The sequence below is a fragment of the Hymenobacter siberiensis genome, assembly GCF_018967845.1.
Classification (GTDB): Bacteria; Bacteroidota; Bacteroidia; order Cytophagales; family Hymenobacteraceae; genus Hymenobacter; species Hymenobacter siberiensis.
Map to the genome: position 1 here is coordinate 1,276,325 of NZ_JAHLZZ010000001.1, position 19,398 is coordinate 1,295,722.

General features: G+C 62.3%; 16 protein-coding genes. 6 read left to right on the forward strand and 10 right to left on the reverse strand.

Annotated elements, in window-relative coordinates; translation table 11 throughout:
* Positions 1-88: 88 nt before the first annotated feature.
* The 3 genes from KQ661_RS05420 to KQ661_RS05430 form a co-directional block, all read right to left on the reverse strand.
* Positions 89-3,145, reverse strand: coding sequence for a TonB-dependent receptor (locus tag KQ661_RS05420; RefSeq protein WP_216685858.1), 3,057 nt, complete (start codon positions 3,143-3,145; stop codon positions 89-91).
* A 61-nt stretch (positions 3,146-3,206) separates the two neighbouring features.
* A complete protein-coding gene (locus KQ661_RS05425) occupies positions 3,207-4,232 on the reverse strand; it encodes a FecR family protein (RefSeq protein ID WP_216685859.1) in 1,026 nt (341 codons plus the stop codon).
* A 243-nt stretch (positions 4,233-4,475) separates the two neighbouring features.
* Positions 4,476-5,093 carry an RNA polymerase sigma factor gene (locus KQ661_RS05430; protein ID WP_216679708.1) on the reverse strand — a complete coding sequence of 206 codons (618 nt, stop codon included), beginning with the start codon at positions 5,091-5,093 and terminating at the stop codon, positions 4,476-4,478.
* Positions 5,094-5,384: 291 nt separating this feature from the next.
* On the opposite strand from KQ661_RS05430, the gene fdhD reads away from it, so the two are divergent.
* From fdhD to KQ661_RS05445, 3 genes are all read left to right on the forward strand, one after another.
* Positions 5,385-6,254: a formate dehydrogenase accessory sulfurtransferase FdhD gene (fdhD, locus tag KQ661_RS05435; RefSeq protein WP_216679709.1), complete on the forward strand. Its 870-nt coding sequence runs from the start codon at positions 5,385-5,387 to the stop codon at positions 6,252-6,254.
* A 115-nt stretch (positions 6,255-6,369) separates the two neighbouring features.
* Positions 6,370-6,717: a DUF7009 family protein gene (locus tag KQ661_RS05440; RefSeq protein WP_216679710.1), complete on the forward strand. Its 348-nt coding sequence runs from the start codon at positions 6,370-6,372 to the stop codon at positions 6,715-6,717.
* A 123-nt stretch (positions 6,718-6,840) separates the two neighbouring features.
* A complete protein-coding gene (locus KQ661_RS05445) occupies positions 6,841-9,393 on the forward strand; it encodes an FdhF/YdeP family oxidoreductase (protein WP_216679711.1) in 2,553 nt (850 codons plus the stop codon).
* Positions 9,394-9,591: 198 nt separating this feature from the next.
* Here KQ661_RS05445 and hemA read toward each other — a convergent pair whose 3' ends face one another.
* Positions 9,592-10,866: a glutamyl-tRNA reductase gene (hemA, locus tag KQ661_RS05450; RefSeq protein WP_216726869.1), complete on the reverse strand. Its 1,275-nt coding sequence runs from the start codon at positions 10,864-10,866 to the stop codon at positions 9,592-9,594.
* A gap of 287 nt (positions 10,867-11,153) precedes the next feature.
* Between hemA and KQ661_RS05455 the strand changes: the two genes are divergently transcribed.
* Entirely contained in the window at positions 11,154-12,161 is a 1,008-nt protein-coding gene (locus KQ661_RS05455; protein WP_226930050.1) for a DMT family transporter, read from the forward strand.
* Between the two features lie 84 nt (positions 12,162-12,245).
* Here the strand turns inward: KQ661_RS05455 and KQ661_RS05460 are convergent, their stop codons facing one another.
* The 6 genes from KQ661_RS05460 to KQ661_RS05485 all read right to left on the reverse strand — a co-directional run bounded on the left by KQ661_RS05460 (position 12,246) and on the right by KQ661_RS05485 (position 17,489).
* Positions 12,246-13,223, reverse strand: coding sequence for a lipid A deacylase LpxR family protein (locus KQ661_RS05460; protein WP_216685860.1), 978 nt, complete (start codon positions 13,221-13,223; stop codon positions 12,246-12,248).
* A gap of 166 nt (positions 13,224-13,389) precedes the next feature.
* Positions 13,390-13,950: a transposase gene (locus tag KQ661_RS05465; RefSeq protein WP_216679713.1), complete on the reverse strand. Its 561-nt coding sequence runs from the start codon at positions 13,948-13,950 to the stop codon at positions 13,390-13,392.
* Between the two features lie 87 nt (positions 13,951-14,037).
* Positions 14,038-15,837, reverse strand: coding sequence for an amino acid permease (locus KQ661_RS05470; RefSeq protein ID WP_216685861.1), 1,800 nt, complete (start codon positions 15,835-15,837; stop codon positions 14,038-14,040).
* A gap of 81 nt (positions 15,838-15,918) precedes the next feature.
* Positions 15,919-16,422: a hypothetical protein gene (locus KQ661_RS05475; RefSeq protein WP_216685862.1), complete on the reverse strand. Its 504-nt coding sequence runs from the start codon at positions 16,420-16,422 to the stop codon at positions 15,919-15,921.
* Positions 16,423-16,548: 126 nt separating this feature from the next.
* Positions 16,549-16,989, reverse strand: a complete 441-nt coding sequence (locus KQ661_RS05480; protein WP_216685863.1) for a transposase family protein — start codon at positions 16,987-16,989, stop codon at positions 16,549-16,551.
* Positions 16,986-17,489: a transposase family protein gene (locus KQ661_RS05485; RefSeq protein WP_216685864.1), complete on the reverse strand. Its 504-nt coding sequence runs from the start codon at positions 17,487-17,489 to the stop codon at positions 16,986-16,988. The genes KQ661_RS05480 and KQ661_RS05485 overlap by 4 nt, the downstream gene beginning before the upstream one ends.
* A 164-nt stretch (positions 17,490-17,653) precedes the next feature.
* On the opposite strand from KQ661_RS05485, the gene KQ661_RS05490 reads away from it, so the two are divergent.
* Positions 17,654-18,601 carry a carboxypeptidase-like regulatory domain-containing protein gene (locus KQ661_RS05490; RefSeq protein WP_216685865.1) on the forward strand — a complete coding sequence of 316 codons (948 nt, stop codon included), beginning with the start codon at positions 17,654-17,656 and terminating at the stop codon, positions 18,599-18,601.
* Between the two features lie 51 nt (positions 18,602-18,652).
* On the forward strand, positions 18,653-19,360 hold the full coding sequence (locus KQ661_RS05495) for a carboxypeptidase-like regulatory domain-containing protein (protein ID WP_216685866.1): 708 nt from the start codon (positions 18,653-18,655) through the stop codon (positions 19,358-19,360).
* Positions 19,361-19,398: the final 38 nt, after the last annotated feature.

Below are 19,398 nucleotides of genomic sequence, written 5' to 3' on the forward strand. Positions count from 1 at the left end.
AGCATCTCCCCCGCTTCGTTGCAGCGAAGGGGTTTACTATTGAGGTAGAGATGCTTCGACAAGCGGACGCCAGATAAAGCATGGCGTTCTAGAACGTCAGCGTCACGTTCGTGTAGTAATACGCCCCGTTGAAGCCGAACTGCGCGGCGTTGCGGGTGTAAGGAATCTCACCGTTGGAGTAGCTGCCGAAGCGGGTAGCGTCCACCTTGTCGGGGTACACGTTGAACAGGTTGTTGCCGCCCAGAGTAAGTGATACAGCCTTGGCCGGGTTATAAACCAGCGCCAGGTCAATCAGCGTCTTGCCCTTAAACTCCTGGCTGATGTGGGGCACGTATACCACCGCGCCGTTCACGGTACGGTTGGCGGGCTTCTCGTAGGCCGTCACGGCGCCGAAGTAGGAGGCGCGGGGCGTGATGCTGAATTTGCCGTAAGTGTACGTGGCCGAGAGCAGAATCTTCTGGCGGGGCTGGGCCCGCTCAATCAGCCCGATGCTTACCGTGTCAATCAGCAGAATGCGGTTGGTGGTGCCGGCTTGCAGTTGGGCGGGCGTGTCGCTGGTGCGAACGATGTTGGTCTGGTTGAAGGTGAGCGCCAGGCTGGTGGTGAAGCGGCTGCGCTCGCTGAACTCGGTTTTGTAGGTCGTCACCAGGTCGACGCCGCGGGTGCGGGTGTCGATGGCATTGGTGAAGAAGCGAATTTCGCTGATGCCGTCGAAAGCCGGGGTTTGCAGAGCCTTGATGCTGCTCTTAATCAGGCGCTCGCTGTCGATGATGCGGTCCTTGATATCAATCTGGTACGCATCCACGGTGAAGAGCAGGTTGGGGCCCAGCTGCGCGGCCACGCCGGCGCTGTAGTTCCAGGAGGTTTCGGCCTTAGGAGCCGCTACGCCCAGCGGCTGCAGGCGTGGGTCGTCGTTGCGCAGCTGCTTGGTTTGCACAATGGCGCCGCTCTGCACTGTCGAGGTCGTCACGCTGTTAAACGTCTGTTGCAGCGACGGCGCCCGGAAGCCCCGGTTCAGGGAGCCGCGCAGCGAGATGCCCTCCGTAACCTTGAAGCGACCGGCAAACTTGCCCGATACGTTGCTGCCGAAATCGGAGTAGTTCTCGTAGCGCAGGGCGGTGGTGAGCAGCAGGCGCGTGGTGATGTCGCTTTCGAGGTCGACGTACACGCCCACGTTGGTGCGCGTGGCGTTGGTTTCGTCGTCGGGGGCAATGCCGGGGCGGCCATTCGAGCCTGGCGACTTGCCCGAGCTGGCCGCCAGCGGCCCGGCGAAGTACGACTCGGCGCTGCCGCGCTGCAGCTTAAACTGGTCGGCTCGGAACTGGCTGCCGAAGGCCACGTTGAACGACTTCGTGCCAAACAAGCCCGTGTAGTTGCGGCTCACGTTCACTTCGCTGGTGCTCTGCCCGAAGGCGCTGCGGCCCACGTAAAAATCGGTGGGCGAGGCTGTGCCCATCGAGGCATTGGCCGTTTTGTTGGCGAAGAGGTCGAGGTAGTTGTAGCCATAGCCCGTGCTGAAATCGAGGTTCCAGCCGCCGGCCAGCTTGCGGTTCAGGCCCACTACGGCCGAGTAGTCGTCGGAGCGGCCGGGCAGCTCGGGCAGGTAGCCATCGGGGTGCAGGGGGCTGTAGTTCGAGCCGGTGGTGATGGCGTTGCGGAAGAAGCCGTAGGCCAGAATGTCCTTGCGCGAATACCCGCCAAAGCTATACACCGACCACTTCGAGTCGCCCAGCGGGATGCCCAGGTTATAAAAACCCTGGTAGATGTCGGCCTGGTTGCTGCCGTATACACCCACATTAAATGGCTGGCCTACTTGCGGGTACACGTTGCCGCGCTCGGTCCGTAGGCGGTTTTCGTTGGCAATCTGAGTGGCCGAAGGCGTTGGGTTGGCCGAGTTCAGGGCCGGAAACGCGGAGTAGATACCACCCCGGTAGTCATCGGAGCGGTTGGTCTGGCTCTGGTGCTGGTACTGCAGGGTCATGTTGAGGTAGCCGGGGTTGGTTTTGCCCAGCTTCACGCCGTAGTTGGCGCCGGCCAGGTACTGCGCCCCATCGCCCTGCTGCGTGACGCCGTACTGCACCTTGGCCGTGGCTACGCCCGTGCTCTTGTTCAGGCCCAGGTTGATAACGCCGGCAATGGCATCGGAGCCATACTGGGCCGCCGCGCCATCGCGCAGCACCTCAATCCGCTCAATGGCCAGCGTTGGAATGGCATTCAAATCCGTTACCACCGTGCCGGCGCCCACCGTCACGTTCAGGTTCAGGGCCGAAAACTGGTGGCGGCGCTTGCCATCTACCAGCACCAGCACCTGGTCGGGCGAGAGGCCGCGCAGGCTGGCCGGGTCGGCGTAGTTGGCCACGCCGTTCACGCCGGTTTTGGCCGAGTTGAACGAGGGAGAGTTGAACTGCACCTGCTGGGCCAGGTCGGTCTGGCCAGTGAGCTGCAATTCCTTGGCGTTCAGCACGTCCACGGGCATGGGGCGCTCCACATCGGTGCGGGGCAGGCCGCGCGAGCCTACCACCGTCACGTCGCCGAGGTCGGTGGCGCTGGGCACCATCCGCACCTCAAAGCTGGTGCGCTCGCCCACCGTCAGCAGCTGGGTTTTGTAGCCCACCGCCGAAATAACCAGCGTAGCGCCGGGCTGTACTTTCAGGCTGAAGCGGCCGTCGCCATCGGTGCCGGTGCCGTTGGTGGTGTTTTGTTCCAGCACCGTCACGCCGGGCATGCCCGCGCCCTGCTCATCTACCACCCGGCCCGTTACCGGAATGGGCGCTACTGCCGCAGTAGGCGCCAGCACAATGCCGCTGCTCACCACCTCGTAGCCAATGCGCAGCGGGGCCAGCAGGTGTTGCAGCACGCCGCTCAGGGGCTCGTCCACGGCTGCCACGCTCACTCGGCGCTCGGCTCCGATGAGCTGCTGGCTGTAGAGAAAGTGGATGTGCACCTGGCTTTCTATAGTGGCTAGTACAGCCTTAACAGTTTGTGCCTGAGCCTGAAGTGTGACGTGGCGCGTGAGCACGTCTTCGGCAGTGAGCCGGGTGGTGGGCCGAACAGCGGCCCCGGCCAGCCCCGGCAGCCCGGCTGCCAGCACGGCTACAAAGGTCAGCCGGGCAGCAGCGCGGCAAAAAGGGAAAGCGTGCAACATAACAATGAATTGAATGGTGGGAATTTTAAAGAAGCAAGGCAGCCCCAGGGCGCCGGAAAATCTATTCGCTTTGGCAGCCTAGACTGCGGAAAATAATGGCCTCATTGGTGCGGTCATAGCTGGTGCCCAAGGTTTTGCAGAGTAAGTCAAGCTTGCCGAACAGGTCTTCGGTGCCGAAGGACAGGCTCACTGTGCAGCCCGCCAGCGCCGCCCCGTCGTAGCGAATGGGCACGCCGTAGCCGGCCTGCAGTGAGGCCAGCACCTCCGCCACCGGCCGCTCGTCGAAGTGCAGCGGCTGGGGGCGCAGCAGCACTGGCTCGGCTACCAGCACTGGTTGCAGCGCCGGCTTGGCCAGGGAGTACACCACCTGCTGATTGGGGCGCACCACCACTGCTTTGGGGCTCGCGGGCGAAGCCAGACGCGGCTGCACGCTCACTGCGCCACTGCGCACCTCCACCGTGGCTTCGGCCTGTCCCGGCACCGCCCGCACCCAGAAACTGGTGCCCAGTACCGTGGTTTCGAGCTGCGGCGTAAGCACCCGGAAGTGCCGTTTGGACTCGTGAAACACGTCAAAAAAAGCCTCCCCGCGCAGCTCCACCACCCGCTCGCGGCTGGCTGCAAACTGCGCTGGGTAGCGCAGGCGACTGCCGGGCCGCAGCGTCACGGTGCTACCATCGGCCAGGGCCAGCGGTAGGGCGCGGCGGGTGGAGTTGGTGCTCACCCGCCAGCCGTCGGCCTCGGTAGTTGTAGTCAGCTGTCCGGCTGGCACGAACGCCGGGGGGATAGCCAGCCCGCTTCCGGTCCGGGGCGCCGTGTTCAGCCAGCTTAGCCCAAGGCCCGCGCCCAGCATGGCGGCGGCTGCCCAGCGCACTGCTGGCCGCTGCCATACCACCGGCCGGGGCCGCGTGCGGGCCTGAATGCGCTGCCAGGCGCGGGCCTTGGCGGCGGCCTGCTCGGCGGGCGTCAGGGCCTTCGGACGGGGCATATCACGCGCCTCATACCACTGGTCTACCGTCCAGGTTTCGCCCTCCGTGGTGTTATCCTGAAGGTAGCGCTTCAGTAAGTCGGCAAGGTAGGAGGGCTTCATGCGCGGCAGGCCGGAAATGCCGGTCTGCTTACAAGTCGTGCCACAGGGGGCGGTACCCTAGTGGGGGTGTGAAATTTTTTTGGAAAGGGGTACTATTGGGGGTGAAGTTGACATGCAGCCCGTCATGCCGAGCGTAGCCGAGGCATCTCGCATGCCACCACTAATTCTCTTCTCGCGATTGAATGACTACCACAAGCGAGATGCCTCGGCTACGCTCAGCATGACGTTTTACTCCCCCAGCCGCTAGGAACTCAGCATGGCTACCAGCAGCACGCTGGCCACAAACTCCCGCAGGCAGCCGCGCAGCAGGCGCAGCGAGCGGGCCAGATGGTATTCCACCGTTTTGGGCGATACTTGCAGCTGGGCCGCGATTTCGGGTACGGTGCGGTATTCCAGGCGGCTGAGCTGAAACACGGCGCGGGCGTGGTCGGGCAGGCGGCGTAGGCTGGCGGCCAGGGCGGTAGCCAGGTCGGCCACGGCTACGGTTTCTTCGGTGCCGTGGTCGGTGGCGGCGTGGGCGGGCTGCGGGGCGCTGGCGTGGGCCTGGCGCACGGCCTGCGCCCGGATGCAGTCGATGATGCGGTACTTGAGGGCAGTGAAGAGGTAGGCGTTGAGCTGCTGGATGCCAGGCGCAGTGTGGCGCTTGTTCCAGAGGGCCACGAACAGGTCCTGCACCACTTCCTCGGCTTCCTGGGCGCAGCTCAGCTTGCGGCAGGCGTGGGTGTGCAGGTCGTCCCAATACCGCTGGTAAATTTCGGCGAAGGCCGGCTCATCGTCCTGGGTCAGGGCGCGGAGCAGGGTGGCATCATCACAAGCCGCCAATGCAGTCGAAGTCCGGGACGATAACGAAAGCACTTTCATCGGAACCAGTACGTTAAGGAGGTGATGATGAAGAATTAAGGGGCGGAATCGATTGCGGAAGGGAAACTAGGCCAGGCGAGTGATGTAAGCCCTGAAAATAAGTTGATAAGCCTATGAAGCACCGCCAAAGCAGTCCGGCCAGAACTACCTGATGCAATGTATGGTTTAAATTAAACATCTGCAGCATTCGCCCCCAAAAACAGCCCTTGTCAGCCCTGGTTACTATAGTTAGCTATAGTTGTGGCACAAAAAGGCTGGGGGCCCGTTTCTTTGCCTGCTCTGTTTATTTATATGGAACCTGCCATCCTGCTCCCCGCCGCCAGCTACGAATTTGCCACCATTCAGAAAGTGAGTGGCACTGGCCCGCCCGTGCCCGCCTCCGACCAGCTGGCCGCCGAGGAACCGCTCGAAATCCGGGTGGGCTATGAAACCAACGGCCAGCGCGAGCACCGTACGCTGTCGGTGACAATGCGCACGCCCGGCCACGATGAGGAGCTGGCCGCCGGCTTCCTGCTCACCGAAGGCATTATTCACGAAAAGGCCGACCTGCTGGGCATTATTCCCTGCCCCGATGTCAAGAAAGCCGAAGAGGTCGGCAATGTGGTGCGCGCCGAGCTCGCCGCGCATGTCAACGTCAATTTTGCGGCCATGGAACGCCATTTCTACACCAGTTCCAGCTGCGGGGTGTGCGGCAAAACCAGCATTGATGCGGTGCGGACGGCCTCCTGCCCCATATTACCCGCCACCGGCCCTCACCTGCGCTATGCCGTGGTGCACCAGTTGCCCGAGAAGCTGCGCGCTGCCCAGGCCGGCTTCGAGCAAACCGGCGGGCAGCACGCTTCGGCACTTTTTTCCCCCGAGGGTGAGCTGCTGCTGTTGCGCGAAGACGTGGGCCGCCACAACGCCTTGGACAAGGTAATTGGCGCGGCGCTGCTGGCCGGCTGGCTGCCGCTGCACCAGCACGTTTTGCTGGTGAGTGGCCGCGTCAGCTTCGAGCTGGTGCAGAAGGCGGCGGCGGCCGGCATTGGAATTTTAGCGGCCGTGGGCGCGCCAAGCAGCCTGGCCATTCAGGCGGCCGAGAGCTTCGGGATGACGGTGTTGGGCTTCGTGCGCAACGAGCGTTTCAACGTATACAGCCATGGCTGGCGGCTGGGGGCGTAAAGGCTTAACCCGTTGTGGGCGAACCCCGGCAGAATTAAGTTGCTCAATAGCTATAGTTAGGCAACGGCTTCCCCCTCCCTGACGTTTAACTTTCTACTCCGAAACGCTGCATTTTATGAAACTTCGCATTGAAGATGACACCCTGCGCTTGCGCCTCTCGGCCGCCGAGCTTGAGGAATTTGCCCAAAATGGCCGGGTGGAGGGCGCTGTGCATTTCGGCCTGAGCCCCACACAACGCCTCACGTACGCGCTGGAGCGCGGCTCTGAACTGCCCCAAACTCTGCCCGACGAGGAGCCGGTGCAGGTACATTACGAGCCGGGTGCCCTCACCATCCTTGTCCCCTTCACGCAGGCTAAAACCTGGGTTGAAACCGACCAGAACGGTTTTTCGCACAACCTGCCGCTGGCTGAAAACCAGCGCCTCCGCATTTTGGTTGAAAAAGACTTGGACTGCCGACATTAAAGACGTTTTGAGTATCGGGTTTTGAAGGCTGAACGAGTTTTGGTACTAATATCAACTCATTACTGTTTGAAATCCAATACTTCCTTAGCTCAATTTAACTACTTAAAAATCAACATTCCCACCATGGAAGATTCACCCAAAACTGACCCGAGTAAAGCAGGCGACCTCGGCGCCCAACTTGCCAAAAATGCTCCTCAAAGCGGCCAGCGGGCCGGCCAGGGTGAAGCCCCCGCGCCCGACCATTATAAAAGCAAGCCTGAAGACATGCACATCAAGGAAGCCATTCCGGTGCCCGATGTGGCCGGGGCCAAGTACCATGAGCCCATTCTGGCGCAGCCGCCCGAAGCCCTCACCGGCTTGCGGCTGGAAGGCCGGGAGAAAATTGCGGCCGGCGTAACGGCCGTGGTCAAGTCCATGCAATTCAGCTGGACCGAGGGGGGCGTGGGACGCGGTACCAAAGCCCTCCTGGGCCTGAACCAGAAGAACGGCTTTGACTGCTCGAGCTGTGCCTGGCCCGACCCGGATGAGCACCGCTCGGTGGCTGAGTTCTGCGAGAACGGTGCCAAAGCCACTGCTTCTGATGCCGACGACAAGGCCGCCGGCCCCGAGTTTTTTGCTAAGCACAGCCTGGCTGAACTCTCGCGCATGACCGACCGCGACCAGAACAACGCCGGCCGCCTCACCCACCCCATGGTGAAGTACCCCGGCGACAACCACTACAAGCCCATTGCCTGGCCCGATGTGTTCGACCTCATTGCCAAGGAGTTGAATGCGCTGGATTCACCGGATGAGGCCGTGTTCTACACGTCGGGTAAGATTCCGAACGAGCCGGCTTTTCTGTTCCAGCTCTTCGCCCGGCAGTTTGGTACCAACAACCTGCCCGACTGCTCCAACATGTGCCACGAGAGCAGCGGCTCGGCCTTGAGCCCCACGCTGGGCCTGGGCAAAGGCTCCGTTACGCTCAACGACATTCACGATGCCGAGGTCATCCTCATCATCGGTCAGAACCCTGGTACCAACCACCCACGCATGCTTTCGGCCCTGCAGGCGGCCAAGCGCAACGGGGCTAAAATCATCAGCATCAATCCGCTGATTGAGGCGGGCCTCAATCACTTCAAAAATCCGCAGGATTTCATGAACCCGCTGCGCGCACTGGGCGCGTTGCTGGGCGATGGGACGCAAATCACCGACTTGTACCTGCAAGTGCGCGTGGATGGCGATATGGCCCTGCTACGCGGCATCATGAAGCACTTGTTTGAGGCGGAGGACCTGAACCCCGGCCTGGTAGTGGACCGGCCGTTCATTGCCGAATATACGGAAGGCTTCGACTCTTTCGAGCAGAATATCCGCAACACGAGCTGGGAGGAGATTGAGGAAATCAGCGGCATCAGCCGCGCCCAGCTGCTGGAAGCGGCTAACATGCTGGCCCGCAAGCAAAAAATCATTACCTGCTGGGCCATGGGCGTCACGCAGCAGCGCCAAGGCGTGCAGACCATCCAGGAAATCGTGAACCTGCACCTCATGAAGGGCGCCATTGGCAAGCCCGGCGCGGGCACCTGCCCGGTGCGCGGCCACTCCAACGTGCAGGGCGACCGCACCATGGGCATTTGGGAGAAGATGCCCAAAGGCTTCCTGGAATCGTTGGAAAAGGAGTTTGGTTTTACGCCGCCCGTCGAGCATGGCCTCGATGTGGTGGAAGCGCTGAAAGCCATGCGCCTGAAAAAGACCAAAGTGTACTTCAGCTTTGGCGGCAACCTGCTGGCCGCCGGCCCCGACACCGAGGTAATTGCCGAAGGCATGCGCAACCAGAACCTGACCGTGTTTGTGGCCACCAAGCTCAACCGCGGCCACCTCACCACCGGCAAAACCAGCCTGCTGCTGCCCACCTTCGCCCACGTCGACATCGACATGCAGAAGAGCGGCCACCAAATGACGAGCTGCGAAAACTCGATGGGCGTGGTAAGCCAGAACAAGGGCATTCTGGTGCCCCTGGCCGGCGACCAGCTCAGCGAAGTAGCTATTGTGTGCGGCATGGCCATTGCCACACTGGGCGACAAAACCCGCATCGACTGGGTGGCCATGACGGAGAACTACGACGTCATCCGCGACCACATTGCGCGCGTCATCCCCGGCTTCGAAAACTTCAACGTGAAGCTGCGCTCGCCGGGTGGCTTCTACCTGCCCAACGGCCCGCGTGAGCGCAAGTTCACCACCGAGGACGGCAAAGCCCACTTCAGCACCACCACGCTGGAACGCTACGAAGTGGAGCCCGACCAGCTGATTCTGATGACGGTGCGCTCGCACGACCAGTTCAATACCACCATCTACGAGTACAACGACCGGTACCGGGGCATTCACAACGAGCGCCGGGTACTGTTCATGAACCCCGCCGACATGGCCTCCCGTGGCATCAAGGCGAAGGACCTCATCGACATCACCAGCCACTTCAACGGCGAAGAGCGCCGCGTCGAGAAGTTCGTGGCCGTGCCCTACGACATCCCGAAAGGCAACGTCTCGGCCTACTTCCCGGAGGCCAACCCGCTGGTGCCCATCGGCTCGGTGGCCAAGGTGAGCAACACGCCCACCTCGAAATATGTAGTGGTAACGGTGGTGCCTACCGCCGTGAATAACGACGTGCGGATTAAGGAGCGGGAGAAGATGATGGCGCAGGCGTAGTCTCCTTTGCTGGGCTATGCGAAAACCTCATCCCCTGACCCCCTCTCCAAAAAAGAGGGGGCACCGGTTCGGGCCAAGTAGCAAAATGGAAAGAGCCCGGCGCATTGCGCCGGGCTCTTTCCATTTATAGTTTTTCCGTGTGAAGCATTTCCGGTTGCCCCTCTTTTTTGGAGAGGGGGTCAGGGGGGAGGTTGACACCTACGCGGCGGGCTCGCCCATCTTCTCTAAATCGAACAGCTCGCCCAGCAACTCTACCAGATGGCCGCCATCGTCGCGGCGACAGGCAGATTTGAGTTGCAGCACGTGCTGCTTCAGAATCTTTTGCATCAGCGAGCGGGTGGCTTCGTCGAGGAGCTTGCTTTCGGCGGGGGTGGCGCGCTTCTGGTAGCGGTCCATTTCCTCCTGGCGCAGGGTTTCGAGGCTGGCCTTCATCTTCTGGATGAGGGGCGATACCATCATTTCCTTGGCCCAGTCATTGAGGCTGGCAATGCTTTCGGCGATGATGGCGCGCACCTGCGGCACAGCGGCCAAGCGCGTTTGCAGAGCCGCTGAGGCCTTGCTCTGGATGGCGTCGATGTTGTAGACCAGCACGCCGGGCACCTGCTCCACATCGGCGGCAATGCTGCGGGGCACGCTCAGGTCAATCAGGAACTTGAAGCTGAGTACGTCGAGGTTTTCGGCCAGCTCACGGGTGAAGAAGGGCTCGCTGCGGTTGATGGAGGAAATAACTACGTCGGCATCTTTCAGTGCCGGCACGAGGTCTTCAAAATCAACGAGGCGCATGTTGCACTCGGCGGCCAGCTCTTCGGCCTTGGCACGAGTGCGATTGCAGATGGTGACTTCGCCGAAGGCCTTGCTGGCCGACAGGTGGCGGCACACATCGGCCCCGATTTCGCCCAGGCCCACCACCAACACTTTGGGGTTGGCCACGTCGGCGGTCAACTCTTCCACTAGCTCCAAGGCGGCGTAGCTTATCGAAGCCGCCCCGTCGCGGAAGCTGGTTTCGGTTTGCACGCGTTTGTTGGTGAAGAATACGGTGTGCAGCAGGCGGTGCAGGAAGGGGCCGGCGGCATCGGCATCGGCGCTCCACTGGTAGGCCGTTTTTACCTGGTTGCTGATTTGCAGGTCGCCCACTACCTGGGCTTCGAGGCCCATGGCTACTTCGAAAAGGTGCCGCACGGCCGCGTCGGCGTCGGGCAGCAGGTCGAAATAGGGGAGGAACTGGCCGATGTCGGCGCGGTCCTTCAGGTGGCCCAGGGCGAGGATAATCTCGCGGCTGCGGTCATCCTCGGCGGTGTAGTACACCTCGGTGCGGTTGCAGGTGCTTAGCACGAGCAGGTCATTAAGGCCCAGCTCATTGTGCAGCATATTCAGGAAGCGGCGGCAGGCGGCCTCATCCAGCGAAAGCAACTCACGAATGGCAAGCGGGGCTTTCTTGAAGGAGAGGCTAACAGCCTTGAACGGATGCGACATAGACGGAATCGACACGAAATCGGACTACAAAATTACGGCAGGATTTCGGTAGGATATACTAACAACCCAGGCATAAGTAGGGTTCGAAAGGAAACTTGACGAATATCAGGCTTCTATAGACCCTCAGAGGCAATCAGGCTACCGGAGCCCGGCCGGCATGACAAAAATTAGGCAAGCACTGGGTCACGGCGGCTGCAGGAGCATCGCCGGCCGCCGTACGGAGGGCCTTGTACCTTTGCGGTATGTTATCCAAACGCCCACCCGCTGCCCCTTCCTCACTCGTCCCGATGCCCGCTGGGGGGGCTTCACTGGCCGTGCTGGCCGCTGCCGAAACCAGCCTGTCCGGGGCTGCCGACGAATCGGCTTCCCTCGAAGCCACCGAAGCGCCGACCGCGGCCGCGCCGGCCGTTACCTCGCCCGTGGCGTGGATGCTGCTGATTATTCTGGCTTCCATCTGGGGCACGTCGTTTATCCTGATGAAGAAAGGGCTGGTCGTGTTTTCGGCCACAGAGCTCGGGGCTACCCGTGTGAGCGTAGCGGCGTTGCTGCTGCTGCCGTTTGCTCTGCGCCATGTGGGCAAGGTTGAGCGTAGTCGTTTCAAGTGGCTGGCAATTAGTGGGGTGGTGGGTACGCTCATTCCGGCGTTTCTATTTGCCTATGCCGAAACCAAGCTGGCTTCGGGGCTAGCGGGCGTGCTCAATGCCCTCACGGTGGTGTTCACGCTGCTGATGGGTGCTCTGCTGTTTGGGCAGCGTCTCACGAGCCTGCGGGTGCTGGGAATTTCGCTGGGCCTGGTGGGCACGGTGGTGATGCTGCTGCTCGGCGGCAGCGGCGGTACCGATACACCCACGGGCGAAGGCAACGCCTGGTACGGCATCTATATTCTAATTGCTACGGTCGGCTACGGCCTGAGCGTGAATGTGATTAAGTACAAGCTGGGTGGCCTGACGCCCGTGGCGGTGACGTCGGTACTGTTGCTGCTCATTGGCGGGCCGGCGCTGGTATATCTGCTGCTGGGCACGGCCTTCCTGCACAAGCTGGCCACCGTGCCGGGGGCGTGGATGGCGTTTGGCTACATCGCCCTGCTGGCCACCATGAGCACGGCGGTGGCGATGGTGCTGTTCAATAAGCTGATTCAGCAATCCACCGCGCTGTTTGCGTCGTCCAGTACCTACCTCATTCCCATCGTGGCGCTGGCCTGGGGCGCGCTCGATGGCGAGGCCTTCAACCTCTGGCACTTCGCCGGCATGGTGGTTATTCTAGCAGGTGTGTTGATTATTCACCGGGCAAAGTAGGTATGCTTTGAGCCCTGACGTCCACCTCACCCCCTGACCCTCTCTCCAAAAAAGAGGGGGTCAGGGGGTGAGGTAGACGTTCGCTCAGAACCCCACCGTCAGCCCCAAATGCCCCCAGCGGTGCGAGCGGCCCCCAGCAAACTCCGGCGAAACCCAGGTGGCGGTGGCGGCGAAGCTCACGCCGCCGTGGGCCAGCACCACGCCGCCCGTGCTGCGCAGCACGGCCCGCCGCACGTCGCTGGCGGGCAGCGTGTACGGGTCGCGGTTGGTGAAGGGGCTGCCCTGCAAAGTGGCATCGTAGCCGATGAGGCGGCCAGTCAGCGAGGCTTCGCCGTAAAGCTGCCAAGGTGGGGTCTCGTTTTTGTGCTCCGGGCCTGTCGCCTGCGGATTCATGAAATAGGGCCTGAATTTTCCTACTCGCAGCCGCAGCCCAGTGTCGGCATACGTGTACAGTGTGCTCAGCGAAGCCTCCGCGTTGCCCAGCACTTCTGCGAAGCGGCCAGCAGCCAGCAGTTGCTCAACTTCCACCCGGTAGCCGATAATGGGCGCATTGCGAATCTGATAGTCCCAGCCGCGCGGCTCGGCGTTGCCCGTGACGCGGTGAATGGCGGTTTGCAGCTCCTTGCCGCCCGCCGCCGGCCCGATGAAGCCGATTTCCAGCGCCGTGGTCAGGCGCTGGTGCCGCCTAGGCTGGTTGCTGATTCGGGAAAACGACCCGTACAAATACGCCGCGTAGGGCCGGTCGCCCACCCGAATAAAGGCATCCTGAATACGTAGGGGCGTAAAGCCGTCGTAGCGCAGCGTGAGGTCGTATTGCTGCGTGCTGCCGCGCGGGCCGGCCGCCAGCAGGTGCCGCACCGGCAGCCGCGCCAGGGCCGGGTGCACCAGCGTGAGCGTCATGCCTTGCGTGAAGTAGTAGTCGGTGCGAAAGAATAGGTCATTCGCATAGGTGTAGGTTAGCAGCCGGGCGGGGCTGAGGGGCCGCAGGGTATCGACCGGGGCGGGCGCGGCGCGGCTTACGGAGCCGGATAAGCAGAGAATCAGCAGGAGCAACAGGCGCATAAGCAGCCGGAGTTACGGGCTGGCGGAGGGGTTGGGATTGGGGAGGAAGTGGAAGAGCAGTCATGCCGAGCGGAGCCGAGGTATCTCGCGTGTGGTAGTAGCTCACTCGCGAGAAAAGAATTAGTGGTGGCACGCGAGATGCCTCGGCTCCGCTCGGCATGACCGTTTATTTCTCCTTTCCTTCACTCACATACGGCCACTCCTGAAACCGCGCTGGCAACCCGGCCTGCCGGGCGTTGCCGCGCACGTAGGCCAGCACCCGCGTCAGCTCGGCTTCGCCCTGCACCTCGTAATTGAACCAGCCCACCTGCCAGAACTGGGCTTCGGGCGGGAGCTTGGGGCGCACTAGGCGGCGGCAGGCGGTGCCCGTGCGCAGGTGGAGCAGGTCAATTGCTTTGGCGAAAGACAGGTTGCTGCTGGCCGGTAAATGCAGCACGATGTGCGCGTGGTTGGGCAGAATGGCGAAGCCGTGGACGGTGAAGCCGGTTTCTTCCAGCATCATGATTTCGCCGGCCAGCACCTCGGCCATCTTCTCGTTTTCGAAATACCCCGCCCCGATGGGTGCCCGGTCCAGCACGGCATCAAATCGGGCAAAGAACTGCTTCTGGGCGCGCTGGTGGTCGGTGCCGGCTTCCCGGGCCAGGCGCAATTCGGCGGCCAGCTCGCAGCCGGTGGCGGCGGGAATGGTGCCGTGCAGGCGAAAGGTGAGGAAGGCGGCTGGAACCAAGAATTTGGCAGGAAAAACCCGGGATTAAAAAAGCACGCTGGCCGCCTCTCTGCGTACGCGGAGAGGCTGATTTACCGGCCGGTGCGCTTACTGCGCTACGGGTGCTACGGCTACCTTTCCCAGCTTCGAATTCTTGTATCCGTACCCGAAATACACGGCCAGCCCAATCAGCAGCCACACAAAAAACAGCGTCCAGTTGCTGATGCCCAGCTCCGTCATCAGATACAGGTTGATGAGCAGGCCCAGGGTGGGCAGCAGCGAGAGCCGCTTGCGGAACGAGAGTACGCTCATGCTCACGCAAAACAGCAGGAACACCAGCGCCGGAATCTGGTGGGCGAAGCCGCCCGTCACTTTGCCGCTGCTCGCATCGATTTGCAGCCAGCCGTGCTGCCCGGTGGCATCAAGCCAGAACTCGTGGTTGCCGGTGGCATTGAAGCGGAACACCAGGTATGCGCCCAGCGCCAGAATGAGCGGCACCAGCCATTTCCCGTTGATGTAGGGCACCTTGAAACGGGCCTCCGACTTGCCATAGGGGTCGATGATGAGAATGCCGCCGCACACGAGCGCAAACGCGAACAGCGTGCCGATGCTGGTGAGGTCGACCACCAAATCCATATTCAGAATGAGCGCCGGCACCGCCACGAAAAAGCCCGTGACGATGGTAGCGAACGACGGCGTGTGAAAGCGCGGGTGAATGCGCGAAAATACCGACGGCAGCAATCCATCGCGGCTCATGGTGAGCCAGATACGCGGCTGGCCCAGCTGAAACACCAGCAGTACCGAGGCCATGGCAAATACCGCGCTCACCGCCACCAGCCCCGACAGGCGCGGCAAGCCCACTTTGGCAAATACGAAGGAAAGCGGGTCGCCCACGCCCAGCTCCTTATACGACACCATGCCCGTAAGTACTATGGTGATAATGACATACAGCACCGTGCAGATGATGAGGGCATACATCATGGCCTTGGGCAGGTCGCGCTGCGGGTTCTTGCACTCCTCGGCCGTGGTCGAGATGGCATCGAAGCCGATGTAGGCGAAGAACACCGCCGATACGCCCTTTAGCACGCCGCCAACGCCGTTGGGGGCGAAGGGGTGCCAGTTGGCCGGCTGCACGTAGAACGCGCCCACCGCAATCACGACAAACACAATTATTAACTTCAATAGCACCAGCAGGTTGGAAACGTTCTTGCTCTCCTTGATGCCGATGTACACCAGCGCCGTAATGGCCACGGTGATGGTGAAAGCGGGCAGGTCGATAACCAGATGCAGGCCGTCGGTGAGGGCCGGGGCCTGCATCCAGGCCTTGTAGCCGTCGAGCTGGGCCGGCGACACGGCCGCCGTAGCCTCGGCCAGCGACTTGCCGCTTTGTACCAACACTTGCACGGCCTCGTAGCCCGCGTGGCCTGTCTGGGTGCCCATCGTGAGCCAGAGCGGAATGTGCAGCCCGATGCCGTCCATCAGGCCGGTGAAATAATCGGACCACGAAATAGCCACCACGATGTTGCCCACCGCGTATTCCATTATCAGCGCCCAGCCAATAATCCAGGCTGCCAGCTCGCCAAACGAAGCGTAAGCGTAGGTATAGGCCGAGCCACTGACCGGAATAGTGGCCGCGAACTGCGCGTAGCACAGCGCCGAAAACGCGCAGGCAATGGCCGTGAACACGAACAGCAGCGACACCGCCGGGCCGCCATCGAGGCTGGCCTTGCCGATGGTGCTGAAGATGCCGGCCCCGATGATGGCCGCGATGCCCAGCGCCGTGAGGTCGCGCACGGTGAGGTGGCGCTCCAGGCCGCCGGGGCTGGCGTGGCCCTCGTGGTCGGCCGGGGGATTTTGTAGAATGGCCGCGATGGATTTGCGGCGAAACAATGATTTTTCAGAGCTCATGAACGAACGGGGGGCGGGTTTGGGGGCGAAAAGATAATGCCCCGGCGCGGCTTGCGGCGCGGCCAGCCCCGTTCGCGGCCGCTAGCGCAGCAGCCCGCTCAGCAGGCTGCCGGCCACGTGCACCGTCATGGTGCCGCTGCCCACCCGCACCGGCATTCCCACCGACAAGCTACCCAGCCCCCCGCCGTAGCCGTTGTAGTTGAAGCTGTTGGGTACCGCTTCGCGCAGTGGCAGCGGCGCAAATGCCGGGTTGCCGCTGCTGCCATCGGCCCCGCCGAAGGGTGCGTAGCTGCCGTAGGGCTGCACCCAATAGGGCGAGAGGCTATATTGTACGAAGGGCCGCGCCCGCTCGCCTTTGCCCAGTACGTAGCGCAGGTAGGGCTGCACGCCGTAGCCGGCCAGGCCGGGTGCCAGCACCGGCGCGTAGCTGCCCGTGACGTACGCGCCGGCCAGCCAGTGCCCGGTGGCCGGCGCGGGCGAAGCCGGAATTTCGAGCCCCACCGCGCTACCACCGCGCTGCTGGGCGTGGCTGAACAAGGGAAGGGCAACCAGCGCCAGCGGCGCAAATCGGAGGAGCGTTTTCATGTGGAAAGAGCTTGAGCGGCCGGATAGGTACTAGAGTTGTTGCGAAGCAAAAAGCCTTGATAATCAATTAATTATATCAACAATAAAAACCGACAAAAATTGCAAAGAGAACAAAACTTATGCGGCTTAATTAGCGGGATTCGCGCGCTCGTGTGCGAGATAAACCCGGTGTGGGCTGCGGACGCGCAGGTTATGCAGCCCGCAGGCCACCACCATGACCGTATCGCGAAACCAGTCGCCGCGGACCCGCAGCTTGTCGCGCACCATGCGCAAGCGTTTGATGCCACTGTGCACGTGCTCAATCACCACGCGTAAGGGACTCAGCAGCTGGTTGTAAATTTTCCGGGAAAAGGTCAGTTCGCCCTTCGGGGGCTTCTTGTGCGGCATCTCGACCAGCACCCCCGGCGGGCGATGGCCGAGCAAACCCAAATCCTGCCGCAGCACGCTGCCCGCCGGCAGGTGCAAGGGGTATTCGTCGGCCACTTTTTTGTCGTGCATGCGCCCTGATTCCGTGGGCGAGAGGTAGTGCAGATACTGCGTATCGTCGCACAAGGTGTTGTTTTTCAAGGCATGGACTTTTTTTTAGCACTATACTCTTCTTCTTGCCCTTCCCGGTCCGCGTTGCGCGGGATACCGCGTTCCACCCCGTCGTAGGTAAAGATCTTATCGGGGTGCGCGGCCAGGCGCTGGGCCAGTTGCGCGCCGTCGCGCACGGGCGACAGGCCGCGGGCGGCCAGCGTTTGGTTGAGCACGTTGAGCAACGGGCCCGTCAGGCGGCTGACGCGGGTCTGCGAAACGCCAAAGCTGGCGGCTTGGTACTCTTGCAACGAATTGGTTTTGAGATAGGTCAGCAAGAAGAAAAGCTTCGTGTCGGTACCGGACAAGGTCGCATTGGCCCGCTCCCGATGGGCCGGGATGCGCCGCCGGGTGCCGTCGAGGGTGTGGTAGCGCTGATGCCGTTCCCAACGGGGCGCAAAGTCGGTGAGCAGGTCGTCAAATTCGGCGGGCAGCAGACTGGTTAAGGCCAGAAACTGCGTCGGCCGCTCGCGTAGGGCCAAATAATTCATCCCCAAAAGTACGGCCCGGTCTCACGCACCAGTATAGCTAACTTTACCGCATCAGCACTAACGTCTAAGCCACATTGCCAATAAAATTAGCGCGATTTCATGCCTGTAATAGGCTGATTTTAAGCACAAAAATTACGCAACAAGTCTACTCAAGATACGGGATTTTGCGAATTGGTCGTGTGCATTTGCGCGGCGGCTGGCATCAGAAGGGCAAAGCCGCTCACTGCCTGCCCGTGCGCCCCACCACTGCCCTCCACATTCCGCAGCCCTGCCCCGAAAGCTGGGCCGCCATGTTGCCCACTGCCACCGGCCGCCACTGCACCGCCTGCGCCAAAACCGTGGTCGACTTCACCCTGAAAACCGATGCCGAAATCCTGGCCTACCTGGCCGGGGCTGCGAATGGCCGCACCTGCGGCCGTTTCGCGGCGGGGCAGCTTGAGCGGCCGTTGCAGCGCGCTGCCCCGGCTGCCCCAACGGCGCGGTGGCGGGCCTGGCTGGCGGCGGCCGTGGCGCTGTGGGCAGTGCGCGAAAGCAGCGGTATGGTGGCCCACGCGCAAACTCCCAGCGAATGGCGCGCCCGCTACTGGGGTGGCCCGGTGCCGGCTGCTTCGCCGGCCGGGAAAAAAGGAGCTGCTTTGCCAGCTACTGCTGCCCCAGTGTCCGGGCCGCTTACCATGGGCGAGCCCGCGAGCATAAGTTCCGTTCCGACGTACCCTGAATATTTGGCGCCCGCGCCCGTAATACTCCGGGGCATTGTCACTGATTTTCCCAGTAAAGAGGGCGTGCCGGGGGCCACCATCTACCTCAAAGGCACTACCATCGGGGCCAGCACCAACTATAATGGTGCGTTTGAGCTAACGGTGCCGCCGGAGCTGACGCACACGGCTAACGTGACGATTATCGTGTCATTCGTGGGCTACCTGACGCAGCAGCGCCTGCTGCCAGCGAGCGCCGCGGGCGCGCCGCAAAACTTCTGCCTGCAGGCCGATGTGAAAGGCATGCTGGGCGAGGTCATTCTTCTTCCCCGGTCCATGCCGCCCGCGCCCTGGCACCCGCGCCGCTTCTATTATTGGGGCAAATACTGGCTCACCCGGCCCTTCCGCCGCAACTGACATTGGGAGCCAGCTGCCCGTTGCTCCCCCCAAAATCCCTACTTTAGCCGCATGGCTATTCTCCCCAGCATCTCCATTCCGCAGCCCTGCGCCCAGCCCTGGGCTGCCATGTCGCCCACGGCCTCCGGCCGCCACTGCGCCGCCTGCGCCACCGAAGTTGTGGATTTTACCCGCATGAGCGACGCCGAAATCCTGGCCTTTATGGCTCGGCAGGGCGGGCGGCCGGTGTGCGCCCTGGCTCATTCGGCGCAGCTGGCTCCGTTGGCCCCGGCCACGCGCTGGCGGCGCTGGCTGCTGGCCGGGCTCGCGCTGCTGGGCTGGCAGTCGGCTACTTCGTGCGCCACCAAGCCGCCCCAGCCGCCGCCCGTGGCCACTGCCGCTGCCCCGGCCACCGACCCGGCCATGGCCCCGGCGCGCCAGGTTATCATTCGCGGCCAGGTGCTGGACGGCGTTGGCGGCCCCGTCGTGCCCGGCGTGCGCGTGCTGATAAACGACACGCAGTTCGGCACTACCACCGACGAGAAAGGCAACTTCGAACTGATAATGGCCCGCGACTGGGCCCCCATTGCCGGGGGCAGCGTGACGCTGAAGTTTTTTGGAAACCCGTTCGACTTTCAGGAGAAAACCGTGGCGTTGGACCTGAAGGCTTCGCCCCAGCCCGCCGCGCTGGTCGTGCCCATGGAGTCGGTGCCCAACCGGGGAAAGGTGAAGGGCAAAATCCGCATGCCCGAGCCGCCCGTGGCCCCGCCGAAGGGGTAAGGCGAAACAAACAGGCGCAAAGCAATATCCGGCGTTAC

Bases quoted from the DNA above. Each gene is read 5' to 3' on its own strand.
- KQ661_RS05460 (WP_216685860.1), bottom strand. From the start codon at position 13,223: ATGCGCCTGTTGCTCCTGCTGATTCTCTGCTTATCCGGCTCCGTAAGC.
- KQ661_RS05440 (WP_216679710.1), top strand. From the start codon at position 6,370: ATGAAACTTCGCATTGAAGATGACACCCTGCGCTTGCGCCTCTCGGCC.
- hemA (WP_216726869.1), bottom strand. From the start codon at position 10,866: ATGTCGCATCCGTTCAAGGCTGTTAGCCTCTCCTTCAAGAAAGCCCCG.
- KQ661_RS05445 (WP_216679711.1), top strand. From the start codon at position 6,841: ATGGAAGATTCACCCAAAACTGACCCGAGTAAAGCAGGCGACCTCGGC.
- KQ661_RS05495 (WP_216685866.1), top strand. From the start codon at position 18,653: ATGGCTATTCTCCCCAGCATCTCCATTCCGCAGCCCTGCGCCCAGCCC.
- KQ661_RS05430 (WP_216679708.1), bottom strand. From the start codon at position 5,093: ATGAAAGTGCTTTCGTTATCGTCCCGGACTTCGACTGCATTGGCGGCT.
- KQ661_RS05470 (WP_216685861.1), bottom strand. From the start codon at position 15,837: ATGAGCTCTGAAAAATCATTGTTTCGCCGCAAATCCATCGCGGCCATT.
- KQ661_RS05475 (WP_216685862.1), bottom strand. From the start codon at position 16,422: ATGAAAACGCTCCTCCGATTTGCGCCGCTGGCGCTGGTTGCCCTTCCC.
- KQ661_RS05420 (WP_216685858.1), bottom strand. From the start codon at position 3,145: ATGTTGCACGCTTTCCCTTTTTGCCGCGCTGCTGCCCGGCTGACCTTT.
- KQ661_RS05425 (WP_216685859.1), bottom strand. From the start codon at position 4,232: ATGAAGCCCTCCTACCTTGCCGACTTACTGAAGCGCTACCTTCAGGAT.
- KQ661_RS05455 (WP_226930050.1), top strand. From the start codon at position 11,154: ATGCCCGCTGGGGGGGCTTCACTGGCCGTGCTGGCCGCTGCCGAAACC.
- KQ661_RS05485 (WP_216685864.1), bottom strand. From the start codon at position 17,489: ATGAATTATTTGGCCCTACGCGAGCGGCCGACGCAGTTTCTGGCCTTA.
- fdhD (WP_216679709.1), top strand. From the start codon at position 5,385: ATGGAACCTGCCATCCTGCTCCCCGCCGCCAGCTACGAATTTGCCACC.